The 16,428-nt window shown below is 68.9% G+C and carries 14 protein-coding genes and 1 pseudogene; 9 read left to right on the top strand and 6 right to left on the bottom strand.

The features are described 5' to 3' along the window. Window positions 1-13 precede the first annotated feature (13 nt). Genes ACIPYT_RS15990 through ACIPYT_RS15970 form a run of 5 tightly spaced genes read left to right on the top strand, consistent with a single transcriptional unit; the run spans window position 14 to window position 5,028 of the window. Window positions 14-976, top strand: coding sequence for an ABC transporter permease (locus tag ACIPYT_RS15990; RefSeq protein WP_401076481.1), 963 nt, complete (start codon window positions 14-16; stop codon window positions 974-976). Next, window positions 973-1,875: an ABC transporter permease gene (locus ACIPYT_RS15985; protein WP_401076479.1), complete on the top strand. Its 903-nt coding sequence runs from the start codon at window positions 973-975 to the stop codon at window positions 1,873-1,875. Before ACIPYT_RS15990 ends, ACIPYT_RS15985 begins: the two co-directional genes overlap by 4 nt. Then, window positions 1,872-3,068 (top strand): M24 family metallopeptidase, encoded by a 1,197-nt coding sequence (locus ACIPYT_RS15980; RefSeq protein ID WP_401076476.1) that lies wholly within the window; start codon window positions 1,872-1,874, stop codon window positions 3,066-3,068. The genes ACIPYT_RS15985 and ACIPYT_RS15980 overlap by 4 nt, the downstream gene beginning before the upstream one ends. 41 nt (window positions 3,069-3,109) lie before the next feature. Beyond that, window positions 3,110-4,009 (top strand): alpha/beta fold hydrolase, encoded by a 900-nt coding sequence (locus ACIPYT_RS15975; RefSeq protein ID WP_401076473.1) that lies wholly within the window; start codon window positions 3,110-3,112, stop codon window positions 4,007-4,009. Then, window positions 3,955-5,028, top strand: coding sequence for an Lrp/AsnC family transcriptional regulator (locus tag ACIPYT_RS15970; RefSeq protein ID WP_401076470.1), 1,074 nt, complete (start codon window positions 3,955-3,957; stop codon window positions 5,026-5,028). The genes ACIPYT_RS15975 and ACIPYT_RS15970 overlap by 55 nt, the downstream gene beginning before the upstream one ends. Before the next feature lie 18 nt (window positions 5,029-5,046). On the opposite strand, the gene ACIPYT_RS15965 is transcribed toward ACIPYT_RS15970, so the two are convergent. From ACIPYT_RS15965 to ACIPYT_RS15950, 4 genes are all read right to left on the bottom strand, one after another. After that, window positions 5,047-6,186 carry an AI-2E family transporter gene (locus ACIPYT_RS15965; RefSeq protein ID WP_401076467.1) on the bottom strand — a complete coding sequence of 380 codons (1,140 nt, stop codon included), beginning with the start codon at window positions 6,184-6,186 and terminating at the stop codon, window positions 5,047-5,049. Window positions 6,187-6,298: 112 nt separating this feature from the next. After that, window positions 6,299-7,714 carry an FGGY family carbohydrate kinase gene (locus tag ACIPYT_RS15960; protein ID WP_401076464.1) on the bottom strand — a complete coding sequence of 472 codons (1,416 nt, stop codon included), beginning with the start codon at window positions 7,712-7,714 and terminating at the stop codon, window positions 6,299-6,301. Beyond that, window positions 7,711-8,865, bottom strand: a complete 1,155-nt coding sequence (locus ACIPYT_RS15955) for an NAD(P)/FAD-dependent oxidoreductase (RefSeq protein WP_401076461.1) — start codon at window positions 8,863-8,865, stop codon at window positions 7,711-7,713. The genes ACIPYT_RS15960 and ACIPYT_RS15955 overlap by 4 nt, the downstream gene beginning before the upstream one ends. Window positions 8,866-8,897: 32 nt before the next feature. Continuing rightward, the gene (locus tag ACIPYT_RS15950; RefSeq protein ID WP_401076458.1) at window positions 8,898-10,385 is read right to left on the bottom strand and encodes an APC family permease; all 1,488 of its coding nucleotides are present in this window, start codon (window positions 10,383-10,385) and stop codon (window positions 8,898-8,900) included. 90 nt (window positions 10,386-10,475) lie between these two features. On the opposite strand from ACIPYT_RS15950, the gene ACIPYT_RS15945 reads away from it, so the two are divergent. Both ACIPYT_RS15945 and ACIPYT_RS15940 read left to right on the top strand, forming a co-directional pair. Further along, window positions 10,476-11,222, top strand: a complete 747-nt coding sequence (locus ACIPYT_RS15945) for a GntR family transcriptional regulator (RefSeq protein WP_401076455.1) — start codon at window positions 10,476-10,478, stop codon at window positions 11,220-11,222. Further along, window positions 11,219-11,860 carry an HAD family hydrolase gene (locus ACIPYT_RS15940; protein ID WP_401076452.1) on the top strand — a complete coding sequence of 214 codons (642 nt, stop codon included), beginning with the start codon at window positions 11,219-11,221 and terminating at the stop codon, window positions 11,858-11,860. The genes ACIPYT_RS15945 and ACIPYT_RS15940 overlap by 4 nt, the downstream gene beginning before the upstream one ends. Before the next feature lie 88 nt (window positions 11,861-11,948). Here the strand turns inward: ACIPYT_RS15940 and ACIPYT_RS15935 are convergent, their stop codons facing one another. Beyond that, window positions 11,949-13,172: an MFS transporter gene (locus tag ACIPYT_RS15935; protein WP_401076449.1), complete on the bottom strand. Its 1,224-nt coding sequence runs from the start codon at window positions 13,170-13,172 to the stop codon at window positions 11,949-11,951. Between the two features lie 126 nt (window positions 13,173-13,298). Between ACIPYT_RS15935 and ACIPYT_RS15930 the strand changes: the two genes are divergently transcribed. Continuing rightward, window positions 13,299-13,646, top strand: coding sequence for an ArsR/SmtB family transcription factor (locus tag ACIPYT_RS15930; RefSeq protein WP_401076445.1), 348 nt, complete (start codon window positions 13,299-13,301; stop codon window positions 13,644-13,646). A gap of 1,284 nt (window positions 13,647-14,930) precedes the next feature. Here ACIPYT_RS15930 and ACIPYT_RS15925 read toward each other — a convergent pair. Next, window positions 14,931-15,380, bottom strand: coding sequence for a thioredoxin domain-containing protein (locus tag ACIPYT_RS15925; protein WP_401076971.1), 450 nt, complete (start codon window positions 15,378-15,380; stop codon window positions 14,931-14,933). A 113-nt stretch (window positions 15,381-15,493) separates the two neighbouring features. Between ACIPYT_RS15925 and ACIPYT_RS15920 the strand changes: the two are divergent. Further along, a pseudogene (locus ACIPYT_RS15920) lies at window positions 15,494-16,428 on the top strand (hypothetical protein); the annotation flags it as partial.

Raw genomic sequence — 16,428 nt, 5'->3', positions numbered from 1 at the left:
GAAGGTCGCCCGGGTGTCCCGAGCATCGTTCATACTCCGTCGCGCAGGGCGAGGCCTGCTCACGATCTGGTTCGCCGTGACCGTGACGTTCCTGCTCCTCCGCCTGCTCCCCGGAGACCCCGCGCTCGCTCTCGCGAGCCCGAACATGACCGACGCCATCCGGGCGACCATCCTCGAGCAGTACGGGTTGGATCAGCCGCTCATCGTCCAGTACGGGCTGTACATGTGGCAGCTCGTGCAGGGAAATCTCGGCATCTCCTTCACACAGTCCATCCCGGTGCTGGATGTGCTGCTGCAGCGGCTCCCGTGGACGCTGCTGCTCACGATCACCGCGCTCGTCCTGACGATCCTGATCGGCATCCCGCTCGGTGTCGCGGCGGCGTCGCACAAGGGGCGGTTCATCGACCGCGCCGTGCAGATCCTCGGCGTCACCGGACAGTCGCTGTTCGTGCCGAGCGTGGCGATCCTGCTGCTGTTCGTGTTCGGCCTCAACCTCGGCTGGTTCCCGATCGGCGGGGCCTACACGAACAACACCTACGGCATGGAGTGGTATCTCAGCGTGGCGCAGCACCTCGTGCTCCCCGCCGTGTCGCTCATGCTGATCCAGGTCGGCTCGTACGTGCTGACCATGAGGTCGACCCTCATCGAGACCCTCGGTGAGGACTACATCCTCCTCGCGAAGGCGAACGGCCTGCGGGGGCGACGCATCCTGTGGAAGCACGCCCTGCGCAACGCGCTGCTCCCCACGACGACGCTGATCGGACTGCAACTCGGATTCCTCGTCGGCGGTGCGGTGCTCACCGAGACCGTGTTCGCCTACCCCGGTATCGGCCGCGGCATCTACGAGGCCGTCACGCAACTCGACTTCCCGGTGCTGCAGGGCGCCTTCCTGATGCTCGCCGCCACAGTCGTGGTCGCGAACACCGCCACCGACATCGTCTACGGCTACCTCGACCCGAGAGTGAAGACGTCATGACCGCTCCTCTTCTGCCCTCCGCGGAGGGTGCCCCCCTGACCGAGCCGGCCGCGGTCGGCAGCGAACGCGCCAGCGCGCACACCTGGCGGGCGTTCCGACGCGACCCGCTCGGCATGATCTCGCTCGGGCTGCTGGTGCTCCTCGTGGTGATCGCGCTCGCGGCACCCCTCATCGCCCCGTACCCCGCGAGCTACGGGCCCGACGTCCTCCGCCCGCCGGGAGGCGACCACTGGTTCGGCACCGATGCGCTCGGACGCGATGTGTTCGCCGAGGTGATCTGGGGCACACAGCAGAGCGTGCTCGTGGCCGTCGCGGCATCCGTCATCGCGATCGTGTTCGGCACGATCATCGCGGTGATCGGCGCCTACTTCCGCCGCCTCGACAGCGTGATCAGCGTGATCGTCGACATGACGCTGTCGCTGCCCGTGCTCCCGCTCATGATCCTCATCGCGGCCCTCGTCGGCCCGAGCACGAGCACGATCATCTTCGTGGTCGCCGCGTTCTCGTGGCCCGAGGTCACGCGCCTCGTGCGCTCGCAGGCGCTCACGGTGGTCGGGCTCCCGTACGTCGACGCCTCGCGCCTGATGACGACGTCGCCGTTCTGGATCATCACGCGTCACCTGCTGCCCGCCGTCACCCCCGTCGTGGTGGTCTCGGTGGTGGTGACGGCCTCCCGCGCGGTGCTGTCGGCCGCCGGGCTCGCGTTCCTCGGACTCGGCGACCCGACCACGTGGTCGTGGGGCCGCATCCTCTACGAGGCTCAGCAGGCAGGTGCCATGGTGAGCGCGTGGTGGCTGACCCTGTTCCCGTCGATCGCGATCCTCATCCTCGTGCTGTCGGCGACGCTGCTCTCGATCGCCTACAACGACGCCCGAAACCCGCGGCACCTCAAGCGATGAACGGAGACCCCGGAATGGACCGGTTCGACCAGCGCCTCGCTCCCGAGTTCTTCGACCGCGCCCAGGAGCGGGTGCGCGCCATGATGGCCGACGAGGGCCTCGACGCACTCCTCACGGAGCACCCGGAGGACATCGCGTACCTCACCGGGTTCTTCCACCACCCCTCCGAGCGGCCGGTGGCCGTGTGGCTCGAGGCGTCGGGGCGGGTCGTGATGCTGCTGCCCGAACTCGAGCGGGAGTACGCGCAGTCGCAGTCCGCGCGGGCTGAGCTCGTGGCGTTCTTCGAGTATCCCGGCGTCGTCGCTCCGTTCGCGGTGCTGGCGGATGCCGTCGCGCCGCGCGGCCGCGTCGGCTTCGCGTCGACCATGCCCTACGTCCGACTGGCGTCGGCGCGTGCGGCCATGACCGATGCCGACCTCGTCGCGACCGACCTCCTCGCCCGGGCGCGCTATGTGAAGCTCCCCGAGGAGATCGCGCTGCACCGCGAGGCCGCGCGCATCACGGATCGGATGCTGGAGGCCGGCGTGCAGCTCGTCGCCGACGCCGTCGCCGCCGGGGGAGAGCTGCCGACCGAGGCGGAGCTCGAGCGCCACGTGACCGCGACCGGAGCCGGCCTGATGTACGCCGAGCACCGCAACGTCGTCGTGGCCTCGCTGCTGGCCGGAGGGCTGGTGTACTCGGGGGCGAACTCGGCCTTCCCGCACGGCCTGCCGTCGGTGAATCGGCTGCGGGCGGGCGACACGTTCATGCTGTCATTGGGCTGCGCGGTGGGCGGGCGCTTCATCGAGGGCGAGCGCACCTTCGTGCTCGGCGAGCCGACGGCCGATCAACGCCGGTACCACGACACGATCCGTGCCGCCCAGCAGCTCGGGCGCGAGACGATCCGCGAGGGGCTGGAGTGCCGTGAGGCGAACCGGCTGTGCCTCGACGTGATCCGCGAGGCCGGGCTCGGAGAATTCATCCGGCACCGTCAGGGACACGGTATCGGACTCGGCATGCACGAGGCGCCGTGGCTCGAGGACGGCGACGACACCGTGCTGCGCGCCGGAATGGTGGTGTCGAACGAACCGGGCATCTACGTGCCGGGCCACGCCGGGTACCGCATCAGCGACAGCATGCTCGTGACGGCCGACGGGGCCGAGGCGCTGACGACTTACCCGCGCGCGCTCGACGACTGCACGATACCGCTCTGAACCCGCGCCACTACAGAGATCTGGACAGGAAGAGGAAGACGATGACCAGCACACCGGAGGTCTCCCCGGAGTTCGCCGCAGCGACCAGCGACCACGAGTGGGTCGAGATCAACGGCAACCATCTCGCGGTCGAGGTGCTCGGCCCCGAGGGCGCTCCCGTGATCATCACCCACCACGGAGCACCGGGACTGGGGTCTCGCGCCGAACCGCGGGCGAGCTTCGGACGGCTCGCCGACGAGTACCGGGTCGTGGTGTTCGACGCGCGCGGCAGCGGGCAGAGCGAGGGAGAGGGCACGTACAGCCACGAGCAGTGGGCGGCCGACATCGACGGTCTGCGCGAGTGGATCGGCGCCGAGCGGATCGTCATGGCAGGCGGGTCCTACGGCGGATTCATGGCCATGGAGTACGCGCTGCGCTACCCTGAGCGCGTCTCGGCGATCGTGCTGAGGGACACCTCGCCCGACAACGGGAACGCGCATCTCGCGAGGGAGAACGCCCTCGCATCCGACCGCGTCACGATCGACATGGAAAAGTTCGATCGCATCGACACCGGCCAGGTGCGCGACGACGACGACCTCAAGGACTGCTGGCGCGAGATCCTTCCGCTGTACGACTTCGTGTACGACCCCGCGGCCGTCGAGCGCAAGGTCGAGGCGACCCCCTACCGCTACCGCGCCCACAACTACGCGTTCTCGGTCAATCTGCCGAACTACGATCTGAAGCCGCGACTGCACGAGATCACGGTCCCGACACTCATCACGGTGGGGAGGACCGACTGGATCACGCCAGTATCGTGTAGCCAGACGATCGCCGATCTCATCCCGGACTCCGAGATGGTGGTGTTCGAGAAGTCGGGGCACTCCCCGCAGATCGAGGAGGCTGAGGCGTGGACCGAGACCGTGCGCGCGTTCCTGCACCGGGTGCACCCGCCGACGGCATGAGCTCGATGGCACTGGTGAGGGACGTGAGCGACCTCGATCGGCGCATCGTCGTCGCCCTGCAGCAGGACGGACGGGCCAGCTGGACCTCCATCGCCGAGTTCGCGGGAGCCTCGGTGTCGACCGTGACCCGGCGCGGGCAGCAGCTGCTCGCCGAGGGGATCGTGCGTGTCGGCATCGTCCCGACCTTGGGCAGCGAGGGGCACGTCGAGACGTTCTTCGTGCGGATCAACTGCACTCCCGGGTCGCAGCTCGACGTGGCGGAGGCGCTGATCGGGTCGCCGTATGTGCGGTTCGTCACCCTGGTCACGGGCAAGTTCGACGTGTTCGCGGAGGTCGTCATCCCCGGGGACTCGGCGAACTACGCGCACGTGCTCACCGATCTGCAGGCGATCCCGGGCGTCGAGCGCTGGCGCAGCGATCTCGTGGTGCACACGTACAAGGTGAGCTTCGACTGGGGGCGCCAGCTCTACGACTCCCACGCCGAGGCGGCGTCGGATCCGCAGTCGTACATGCCGGCCCCGAACACGTGCGACCCCTCGCACTTCGACGACGCCGATCGCGCGATCGTGCGAGAGCTCAGCGAGAACGGACGCGCCTCGTTCCTGTCCATCGCGGCCACGCTCGACATGAACGAGAGCAGCGTGCGACGCCGCTACGAGCGGATGCGGGCGGCCGGGTGCCTCACGACCGTGACGATGGTGCCGGCATCCGCCCTCGGCATGAGCGCCGAGACCCTGCTGATGCTGCGCGTGGAGCCCTCGCGCCTGGCATCCGTGGCGCAGACGCTGTCGCAGCACGTGTCGGTGCGCTTCCTCGCCGCCGTGCTGGAGGAGAACTCGCTCTACTGCGAGATCATCCTGCCCAGCACCGAGACCCTGCACGACTTCCTCACCGGCACGATCGCCCAGTTGAAGGGTGTGAAGGGGTGGGACGCCGCGATGGAGCTCGTGTTCATGAAGCGCGGGTTCATCGAGACGCCGTGGTGGCGCGGTCAGGTCGCGTCCGCTGGCGGCAGCTGACCTCGGTCTGAGCCGGGGTCAGACGGTCTCGTCGCGCTTCTTGCGGAACGGGCGAGCGGGGGTGTGCGGCCCGTCCCAGACGGTGATGATGCCCCAGGCGACCGCGGCGAGAGGCACCGACAGCACGGCGCCGACGATGCCGCCGAGGATCGTGCCCGCGGTCAGGGCGAGCAGGATGACGAGGGCGTGGAGCTTGAGCGAGCGCGCCATGACGACCGGCTGCAGGAAGTTGCCCTCGAGCTGGTTCACGAGCACCACGATTCCGATGACGATGAGCGCCGCGACCGGACCGTGCGTCACGAGTGCGACGAGCGCCGCGAGGATGCCGGCGGCCGTCGCTCCGACGAGCGGGATGAAGGCCGTGAGGAACACGATCACGGCGAGCGGGACCGCGAGCGGGATCTGCAGGATCGCGAGGCCGATGCCGATGCCGATGGCGTCGACGGCCGCGACGATCGAGGTGCCGCGGATGTAGCCGCCGAACACGTCGACCGTCTTGTCGCCGATGCGGCGAGCGCGCTCGTAGCTCGCGCCCGTGAAGGGACGGAGCAGGAACTCCCAGATGCGGGGGCCGTCTTTGAGGAAGAAGAACAGCACGACGACCATGAGCGCGAGTCCCGTGAAGAAGCTCGCGGTCGCGGAGACCCCCGCGAGCGCGCCCTGACCGAACGACGCGCTCGTGAGGAAGTCGCCGGCGCTCGCCCACACGTCGTCGAGGTCGATCGCCTCGAGGTCGAACGGCAGGGTGCCGAGCCACGCGGTGACCTGGGCGATGCCGTCGGTCGCGGAGTCGACGAGGTCGTCCCATTGCGAGCGCACGGTCAGGACGATGATCCAGACGATGCCGCCCAGCACCGCAAGGATGCCGATGAGCGCGATCCAGGTGGCGAGGATCGAGGGCACGCCCTTGCGGCGCATGAGCGCGACGAGCGGATGGATCGCGCACGCGAGGATCAGTGCGATCGTGACGGGGATGAAGACCAGCGACAGTTGCGTGATGACGAGGACGCCCACCGCGACGAGGGCGAGCACCGCGAGCGTCTGCAGGCTGCGGGTGGCGGCGAGGCCCCACCCGCGCGACCACAGGCGTCCGGTCTCGCCCGCTCCGCTCGACGCCGTCACGTCCGTCTTCGTCTCCGGTCGTCGGAACAGTCCCATCACGTGTGCCTCCCGCTGCTCGCTGATCGGTGCGTCGTGGGTCTATCAGATCATCACCCGGTGACAACTCCCTGGTGATCCGTCGCGCGCCGCGGGGCGGGATCGGCCGGGATCAGCTCTGCGCGTCCGCGACCGCGCGCCAGCGCGCCGAGAACTCCGCGGCGCGGTCGTCCGACCACAGCGGCTCGTACGTGCGCACGGGCGTCCACGGGATGACGGCGTCGTCGAGCGCGAGGCCGGGCGTCACCGCGCATCGGGCGAGGGCGGCCGCGCCGAGCGGAGTCGCGTGCGACGAGGGATAGACGTCGACGGGGATGCGCATGAGGTCGGCGACGGCCTGCATGAGCACCCGACTCTGCGTGAGGCCGCCGTCGACCCGCAGGCGTTGGAGAGGCTGCGCCAGGTCGCCGGCCATCGCCCGCGCGAGCTCGGCGACCTGTGCGGCGATGCCGTCGAGCACGGCGCGCACGAGGTGCTCGCTGCCGGTCGACAGCGTCATGCCGGTGAACGTCGCGGTCGCGTCGGGGCGCCACCAGGGGGCGGCGAGCCCGGCCAGCGCCGGTACGCACAGCACGCCCTTCGGGTCGTCGGCCGCCGTGCGGTCGAGGTCGGCCGCGGTGTCGATGAACGTGAGCCGCTCGAGCCACTGCACCGCAGAGGCCGCCGTGTACACCTGGCCGTCGAGGCAGTAGGTGGTGCGCCCGCCCTGCTGCCAGGCCACGGAGGAGGAGAGACCGGCAGCGGAGCGCACCGCCTCGCGGCCCGTGTTCGCGAGTAGGAACGCGCCGGTGCCGAACGTGCACTTCGCCTCGCCCGGCTGCAGGCACGACTGGGCGACGAGCGCCGCCTGCTGGTCGACCACCAGTCCGCCGACCGCCGCCGTGCCGCCGAACGCGGTCGTCGAGCCCGCGATGTCGTCGCAGGCGAGGATGGCCGGCATCCGCTCGTCGGCGAGGCCGAAGAGGTCGAGGAGCGCAGGATCCCAGGCCACGTCGTCGAGGCCGGTCACGAGCGAGCGGCTCGCGGTCGACGCATCCGTGACGAACTCCCCGGTGAGTCGGTGCAGGAGCCAGCTGTCGGACGTCGTCACGACCCCATCGGTCGTGACGGTGCGGCGCAGCCACGCCTGCTTCGGAGCCGAGAAGTAGGGGTCGAGCACGAGCCCCGTCCGCTCGGCGATCGACTCGGCGTGGTCGCTCAGCTCGGCGCAGATCGACTCGGAGCGCCGGTCCTGCCAGACGATCATGTTCGACAACGGACGCCCGGTGTCGGGATCCCAGGCGAGCACGGTCTCGCCCTGGTTGGCGAGCGTCACGACGTCGATGTTGATGTTCGCGGTGTTCACGGCGACCCGCCCTGCGCGCAGCACCGAGTCGAGAACCGCTTCGGGGTCGTGCTCGACGCCGCCGCCCGGGAGGTAGGTGGGGCGCACCGACACCTCGCTCAGCGCGAGGACCTCGCCGTCGGGGGCGACGACGACGGCCTTCGTGCCGGAGGTTCCCTGATCGATGGCGAGGACGGTGGTCACGACGCCACACTCCCACGGTAGGCGGCGGTGCGTCGCCACCACGGGTCGATCGAGGCGCTCGCCGCGATCGGCGCCGGTGCACGCTCCTCGCCGAGCGGGATGCCGAGGCCGGGCAGCATCTCCACGACGTGGTCGGCGATGCCCAGTGATGCGGTCAGCCCCGTAGACCGGATCGCGGCGACGTTGATCAGACGCGCGTCCGCCGCGGACGGACCGATCACGTAGTTGCTGTCGCGCCCTGCCGGACGCAGGCCCGCGTAGCTGAAGACAGGCTCGAGGCCGGCGAGGGGCGGGAACTGCGCCACGGCGTTCGCGAGGATCTCCTCGCGGGCGTCCGGGCGCACGCTCCAGTCCTCCTTGTCGTCGAGGTCGACGGCCGTGGGGCCGGCGACGACCTTGCCGTCGAGCGTCGGGAACACGAGCACGCCCTTGGTGCGCTTGGTCGGGACCGGGAGGATGATCCGGTCGAGGGTCTGCCCGTCGGGGAGCTCGAACACGAAGAACTCGCCCTTGCGCGGATAGATCTCGAACGACTCGTCGCCGATCAGGCGGGCGACCTCGTCGGCGTACAGGCCCGCGGCGTTGACGGCCGCGGCGACGGTCAGCGCGCGTCCGTCGGCGGTCTCGACCACCAGTCCGTCGTCCGTCGGCGTGATCGCGGTGACACGAGCATCCGTCTCGACTCGCGCTCCGGCGGCGACGGCCGACGCCGCGAGCGCACGGGTGAACGCCACCGGATCGGTCACCGATTCCCCGGGCACGAGCAGCGCGCCGTCGGCCGGGCGGATGCTCACCTCGACGCCGTTCGTGGCGGCGTTCGCGGCGAGGGCGCGCACGGTCTCGTGATCCTCGGCGGTGTGCGGCACCAGCTCCGCTCCGGCAGCGATCACAGGGACGTCGAGTGCATCGAGGACGGCCGGGCGGATCCATGCGGCGCGGAGGATGAGCTCGGTCTCGAGGTGCCCGGGCGTCGAGTCGAAGCCGGTGTGCAGTACTCCGGAGTTCGTGCCGCTCGCCGCGAGTCCGAGGTCGCGCTCGGCCTCCAGGAGCACGGCGTCGATGCCGCGGTGGGCGAGGGTGTGGAGGATCGCGGATCCCACGACACCGCCGCCGATGACGGCGACGACGGGGGGAGAGGTGGAGACGTTCACGGGGTGTTTCCTTCTGGGTGGGAGGTCGACGATCAGGCGGTGGGGACGGCGTCGTCGTCGAATGTGCGATCGACGTCGGCCATGTCGGGCATCGTGAGGCCCCGGCGCCCTCGGGTGACCAGAAGGTACACGAGATAGACGATGCCGACCACGAGCATGATGCCGACGTAGAGCCGCGGCTGTGCGAACGAGTCGTCGCGGAAGATGAGCAGCTCGTAGACGAGCCACACGCTCGCGAGCACGAGCACCGGCACCTCCCATCGGCCGAGGGCGAATCCGGTGCTGGCGGGGAGCGACCTGCGCTTGACGATGTACAGGAGGACCGTCCCCGCGTAGATGATGGCCGGCAGCAGGGTCGCCGCCGAGAACAGGATGAACAGAGCATCGCTGGTGCCGCTGAAGATCGCAAGGATCGCCTGGGTGATGAAGAGGTAGCCGAGAGTGGCCGCGACGGGCGTGTGCCGCGTGCGGCTGACCCGACGCAGCACCTGCCACGCGGGGAAGCGCTCGTCGCGCGACATCGCCCAGACCAGGCGGGTGCCGCTCAGAGTGATGACGAGGCCGCACGAGAAGATCGAGATCACGACGAGCACGAGCAGGATCTTGCCCACCACCGGGCCGAGCACCGAGGTGATCACGGTCGCGACGGGGGTGGCCGACTGTGCGAGGGCGGTCGTGTCGCCGGCGAGCGCCGTGACGGCGATGAGGAACAGCATCCCGAGCACGCCCAGGGCGATGACCGCCTGCACCATCGCGCGGGGGATGACGCGTTCGGGGTTCTTCGTCTCCTCGGCCAGGTTGGCGGCGGACTCGAACCCGACGATCGTGAAGGCGCCCAGCAGGAACGCGAGCGGGAAGGGGCCGGCGTCGGTGAGTCCGCCGACGTCCCAGTAGCCGGCTTCGGCGACGGGAGCGGTGGCGAAGAGCTGGCCGAAGTCGAGGCGCCCGAGTGCGGCGCCGACCACGAAGAGGAGCAGGGTGATGCCGATCATGCCGATGATCTGCACCGTGACGGCGACCTCGTTGACCCGGTTGGTGACCTTGGTGCTGAGGGCCACGAGGATGGCCTGGAGCAGCATCACGACGGAGGTGATGACCCAGCAGTTGGCGGGCGTGGGTGTGTAGCCGAAGAGCTCGGGGAGGATGGTCGCGGCGATCGTGTAGTCGACCGCGACGACCACGATGACGAGGAAGGCGAACGAGATCCAGCCGGTGAGCCATCCGAGGACGGGGTTCGCGAGGCGGGACACCCACTGGTACGCGTAGCCGCTGATGGGGATGCGGGCGGCGAGGGCGCCGAAGATGAGCGCGACCATGGTCTGGCCGACCACCGCGATGGGCCACGCCCAGATGCCGCGGGGTCCGCTGCTGTTCAGGACGGCGCCGTAGGTCGTGAAGATGCCGGTGGCGATCGACACGAAACCGAAGGCGACGGCGAAGGAGGCGTACAGCCCGAGTTCGCGCTTCATGCGCGTGCCGGTTGGGGCTGAGGATGCCGGGGCGGCAGGGGTGGTGTCCATATCTCGACTTCCATCGTCGGGGGTTTTGGTATAGACCAACACTGGTCTATACCAAAGTACGATAGAGAGATGACCGATAGCGTGTCAAGGGTGAGCAGTGAGTCGCCCGGAGAGCACGCCTCTCCTCAGCCCGCCGATCCGGCCTACGCCCGCATCGCGGACGAGCTCCGAGCCCGCATCCGCGACGGACGCCTCGAGATCGGCGGACCCGTCCCTCCCGAACGGGATCTCTCGGTCGAGTTCGGCGTCAGCCGGATGACGGTGCGCCGGGCACTGGGAGTGCTGGAACGGGAAGGGCGCGTGCACCGCGCGGCCACGCGAGGCACCTTCGTCTCCGAGCCGCGCGTCCAGTTGCGTCTCGGATCGTTCTCGCAGGAGGTGGCGCGCGCCGGCCGGCATCCCGGCGCCGAGCTGTTCTGGGCCGAGGCGCGCCCGGCCGACGACGCGATCGCCGAAGGGCTCGACGTACCGGTCGGGGCGAGCGTGTACGCCCTGCAGCGCCTGCGGCGTTCGGACGGGGAGCCACTGGCCGTGGAGACCACCTACTACCGCGCCGACCTCGTGCCCGGTCTGCTCGACGGCGACCTCTCCGGATCGCTCTGGGACGAGGTGCGGAGCCGGTACGGACTGCGCGTCTCCCGCACCACCGCCGCTCTCGAGGTCGTGGTGCTCGAGCGCGAGACGAGCGCGCACCTCGGCGCACAGCCCACCTCCGGAGGACTGCAGCTCACCCGGCGCAGCTTCCTCTCCACGGGGGAGTGCCTCGAGTTCGCCGTCGACGTCTACCGGGCCGACCGGGTGTCCCTCGTCATCGAGCGAACGGTCGACGACGCATGATCTCGGTGTTCGACCTCGACGGCGTGCTCAGTCGCTCCGACACCATGGCCGCGCTCGTTCTCGCACGGCTCCGACGGCGACCCTGGCTCGTGGGCTCGGTGGGTCTGCTCGCGCTCGCCGCAGCGATCGTCGGTGCCGAGTCGCGCCTTCGTGCCCGTTGCAATCGCGCGATCGTGCACATCGTGCTGGCCGGCGTCTCCGAGGAGGAGTACCTGCAGCTCGCCGACACGGTCGCCCGACGGCTCGCGTCGCGCGACGGCAATGCACCCGAACCCGTGCTGACCGCGGTGCGACGCGCGATGGAGGAGGGGGCTGTCGTGGTCACCACCGCCACCGAGCGCTGGCTCGCGCAGCGCTACCTCGCCGAGATCGGCATCGCCGGCGTGCACGTCCACGCCTCGCAGCTCCGGTTCCTCGCGGACGGCGCACGGTTCGCGGCCCACAACGTCGGCGAGGCGAAGGTCGCGAGCTTCCGGGCCTCGTTCCCCGACACAGGGATCGCGGAACTGCACACCGATTCGGCGACCGACCTGCCGCTCGCGCGGATGAGCGCGGAGACCGTGCTCGTGCGCCCCTCGTCCCGGACGCTGCGGGCGTTCACGAGGGCGGGGGTCGAGTTCCGCGTCGCCGAGGTCTGAGCCCGGCATCCGGCCCACGCGGCTCGTCGGGGAGCGGTTGACGGATCAGAGACGTCGCGCGACGGCATCCGTCCGCGTCGTCCGTGATCTATCGTCGGCCCGATGATGCGTGAGCTCTCGAACGCCACGCCATCCCTGCGCCCGCGGCTGCGGCCGCGCCGATGACCGCGAGAGTGGCGGCGGCGGCACCTATGCCCCAGGTCGCCCCGATGATGCCGGCGAGGGGGTAGGTGATCATGAAGCACGCGTGGGAGAGCGAGAACTGCGCGGCGAACACCGCCGGCCGGTTGCCCTCATCCGAGGCACGACGCAGCAGGCGTGCGGACGGCGTGAGGATGAGCGACGTCGCTGCTCCCAGGAGCAGCCAGGTCGCCAGAAGCAGCGGCCAGGTGGCGTCGCCTGCCGGCCCCGCCGTGAGCGCGGATGTCGCTGCCAGCCCGAGGGGGAGGGCCGCGGCGCCGCTGAGCATGACCCGGCGGTCGGGGAGGTGGTCGAGGATTCGCGGGAGTGCGAGAGCGATGACCATCGACCCTGCCCCGTACGCGGCCAGCAGCAGCGCGACGTCGCTCTGCGGACGTGCGAGTTCGCCCTGCACGAGGACCACGGTGTTCACGATGACCATCGCCGTCGAGGCGGCGACCACCATGTTCATCGCCAGCAGGCTGCGCAGCTCTCTCGTGGCGAGGAAGACCCGGGCTCCGCGGGTGAGACGTCGGAGGAACGGGGCGGGTTCGCTCGGTCGGAGTGTCGGGAACCTCGTCGCGATGACCAGGATCGCCGATCCGATGAATCCGATGACCGTGCCGATGAACAGGTTGTTGTAACTGATGACGCTGAGCAGAACGGCTGCGAGCACGGGGCTGATGAGCGATTCCAGGTCGTAGGCGAGGCGGGACAGCGAGAGGGCGCGGGTGTAGTCGCGCTCGTCCGGCAGGACCTCGGGGATCACGGCTTGGAACGTCGGCGTGAACGTGGCCGACGCGGACTGCAGGAGGAAGATCAGGATGTAGATCTGCCAGGCGTCGGTGACGAACGGGAGCGAGACGGCGACGGCGGCGCGGGTGAGGTCGGCGGCGATGAGAAGTGTCTTCCGGGGAACCCGGGCAGTGATCGCGACCATGAGCGGCGACACCGCGACGTAGGCGACCATCTTGATGGTGAGCGCGGTGGCAACGACGATGCCCGCATCACCGCCGGCGATGTCGAACGCCAGCAGGCCGAGAGCCACCGTGAGAAGACCCGTGCCGACGAGCGCGATGACCTGGGCGCTGAACAGCTTGGCGTAGGACGTGTTGCGGAGGACGGAGATCATCGGATCCTCGCGGCTGCGGATCGCAGGTGCGCCAGAATGCTTGTTCTACTATCTGCATGCATACGCAGATTATGACATACGATCGGATGTTTCGCGCGCGCAGCCTCGTCGCGTCACAATGGACGCATGGGCCATTCCGATGCCGAACTGAGCGCCGCGCACGTCGACGACTACGTGGAGCTCGCCGTCGAAGTGTTCGGGATGCTCGCGGACGCCACGAGAGTGCGGCTCATCCTCGCCCTCCGCGGCGGTGAACAGGCCGTCAACGACCTCGCATCCGCGGTCGGCAAGTCGCCTGCCGCGGTGTCTCAGCATCTGGCCAAGCTCCGACTCACACGCATCGTCACGACGCGGCACGAGGGCACGCGCGTCTTCTATCGGCTCGTCGACGAGCACGCCGTGAACCTGGTCGAGGAGGCGCTGAAGCAGGCGGAGCACGCCATGGAGAAGCCGAACCATCACCTGGTGAGGTGAGGGCGGAGGCGGCCGCGGAAACAGAAAATCCCGCGATCTCTCGCGGGATTTCTTCGGTGGACCTGAGGGGACTCGAACCCCTGACCCCCTGACTTCAGTTCGAGTATCCCGCGCTATCCCGCCTTGCCCCGCTGATGCCCCCGTTGACCGGGTTTGCGGCTGATTCGAAGACGATGTCAGGTCCCACCAACGAAAGCAATGAGGGCAGTAATGCGGGCACCTATGCGGGCACTGCTCTAGCCTTCGACGTCGATGCGTCCCGGCGGCCATTGCGTATCGACTGGCTGCTGCCTCCGTCGCTGCCGGTGATGCACGCGGGTGAACGAGACCGCGCATAGAAACGTTAGCGGCCAGCGCACACAGCGCAGCCCCAGCGAAAGAAGGTTCCTATGTCCCGTCTCGCCCGTGTGACGAAGGTCGTCGCCGATGCTGTCCCCGCCAACGCCACCGTCCTCTCCGACAAGGGAGTGCCGGCGTGGGTGCGTTACCAACCGCGTCGGCGTGCAGCAGGCTTCGATGGCCAGGCGGTTGACGAGTATTTCGGTCACGTCGCGGAACGATGGGCTTGAATCTCACTGTCACCGCCACCACCAGAGCCCCGACGCCGGTTGACACGACGGGGGTTCGGGGTCTTCGTCATGGTCGTCGTGAGGGCGGCGGTAACGCAGCGGCAACAGAACAGCAGCGACCGGATGCGCCACCCGCGGAGACGGCTCGCTCAGCTGGAGACGCCACGACGGATAGTGTCGTGGCGGCTCCGGCTCCGGCTGCACAAAAAGGGAGCTCATAGAGGCGCGGTTGCGAGAGGACGTGTGCGGCTAGATGTCTCGTCGGCGATCGCACACGAGATCAGGGATATCGGGGGGAGACTGCGCGACGCCCGCGAGTCGCTTAGCATTTCCGTGGAGGACGTCGCTCGAGAAGTCTTCATGTCGCAGACGACCGTTTGGCTGAACAAGTGAGGGGCTCGAATGCTCCCATTGGTCGCGTCCTTCACTCTTGCGGAGCGGCTGAGGCGCTCTGGTGTCGACGCGACATCAGTTCCATGATTAGTCGGCGTCGTCGATCGCCGCATCGAGGAAATCGCGAAAACACCTCGAGGGGTTGGGCCCCCGCCAGAGCCATATCGCGCGCGACGAAGAAGGGAACGGCGAGCCGCTGGCCTAGCGTCGCGCTCTGCCTTGCCTCGATGTGCAGCGCGCCACTCTCGAGTGTCGCGGTGAACTCGGCGATGTCGGGGGCGCAATCTGTCCGGGGAAGTCGATGAGCTCGGCAGCCGTCAACTCAGGATGACCGGTCTCCGAGCAACGCCATAAGCGGCCTCGAGACAATCCAAATCGAGGCTCTGATCGCCCGCCGCTCGCGCGGCAGCGGCTGCTCGCAGGACCGATCGCCGAAGTGCGCGACGTCATTGAAGTCGATGCGAATGAGTCCCGCATCGACGTACTCTCCGCTCACACTGGACGGGGTGTCGCGGCTGAAGACTGCGCAGAACGGGCATCGCAAGTGCGTCCAATAGGACAGCGCGACTGGAGCACCTACCTCGCCGATTGCCCGCGAGTCGAGAGGATCTCGACGCTCGAGACGAACGTCCTCCCGCTTTTCCGATTCATCTGAGTTCGGTCCGCCGAAGCCTGAAGAGGCGGTCGAGCTCGCGGCCCTTCCGGGCGTGCCAGCGAGCAGAGATGTGGTGCCGCAGCGCTCTCGAGGGCGATGACACCTGCGCTGGGTCACCAGAACCCGATTCTTATCAGCTAGTATTTTGTAACTGTGGATCTGGCATACGGCGCGATCCGCACTCTTGGCCACGCGGCAGGCTTCGCCGCCACGACAGAATGCACCTTCTCATGAACAAGTTGATAAGAAACGTCTTTGGGGTAGCGGTTGTCGCCGCCTTCGTCGCGGGCGGAAACGCGGCCGTGGCCGCAACCGAACTGCCCGAGCACTTTACGACGGGGAACGGCGCGTCGGACACCGAAGCCGAATCGACACCCGTGACCACAACAGCGGCAGCTGGGGTCCGCGTCGTCGGACAGCTCGTGCTGAGCGATAAGGTCGAGCTTCTCGCCAAGCTATTGAGTCCTGAGGTAGAGCGCGTTACCGTAGACATTACCTACCCGGCGAACGGTCACGAGGCTCCGCCTCATCCTGCGTTCGGTGGCACGGGCGATCCCGGCGCAACGGTCACACTGACTGACGAATTCGACAGGTTCGTCTGCTCGGACGTCGTTGCTGACGACGGCACCTGGTCGTGCGTGTCCTCAGTCATGTTCGGTGAAGGGCTCCACCCGGTCACTGCCGAGCAGGTCGATGTCGATGGCGCAATCACGGAGGACAGCGTCGTCATCCGAATCCTTGCGGACACGAGTGTGAACGCGGCGGCGTCGGCGTCGGCGGACTCGCAGTCCAACGCGGCGGCTCAGGCTGCGGCGATGGCGGATGCGTCTACGGCTGCTCAGGCCGCGGCGACAGTTGCGGCGTCTGCGGACGCGTCGGCGGATGTGTCCACGGACGCGGATGCTGCGGCATCGGCGGCTGCTCAGGCTGCGGCGATGGCGGATGCGCGGTCGGACACGGCCGCGGATGCGTCGGCCGCGATGGACGCGGATGCGGCGTCGGCTGCTCAGGCCGCCGCGGTGGCGGATGCCTCCGCGGACGCGGATGCGGCGTCGGCTGCGGGCTCGACCGCGGACGCGGATGCGGCGTCGGCTGCGGGCTCGACCGCGGACGCGGATGCGGCGTCGGCTGCGGGCTCGACCGCGGACGCGGATGCGGCGTCGGC

The organism is Microbacterium sp. NPDC089695 (assembly GCF_044749085.1).
In the GTDB taxonomy this organism is placed as follows: Bacteria; Actinomycetota; Actinomycetes; order Actinomycetales; family Microbacteriaceae; genus Microbacterium.
This window is presented reverse-complemented; position numbering and strand designations above follow the sequence as displayed.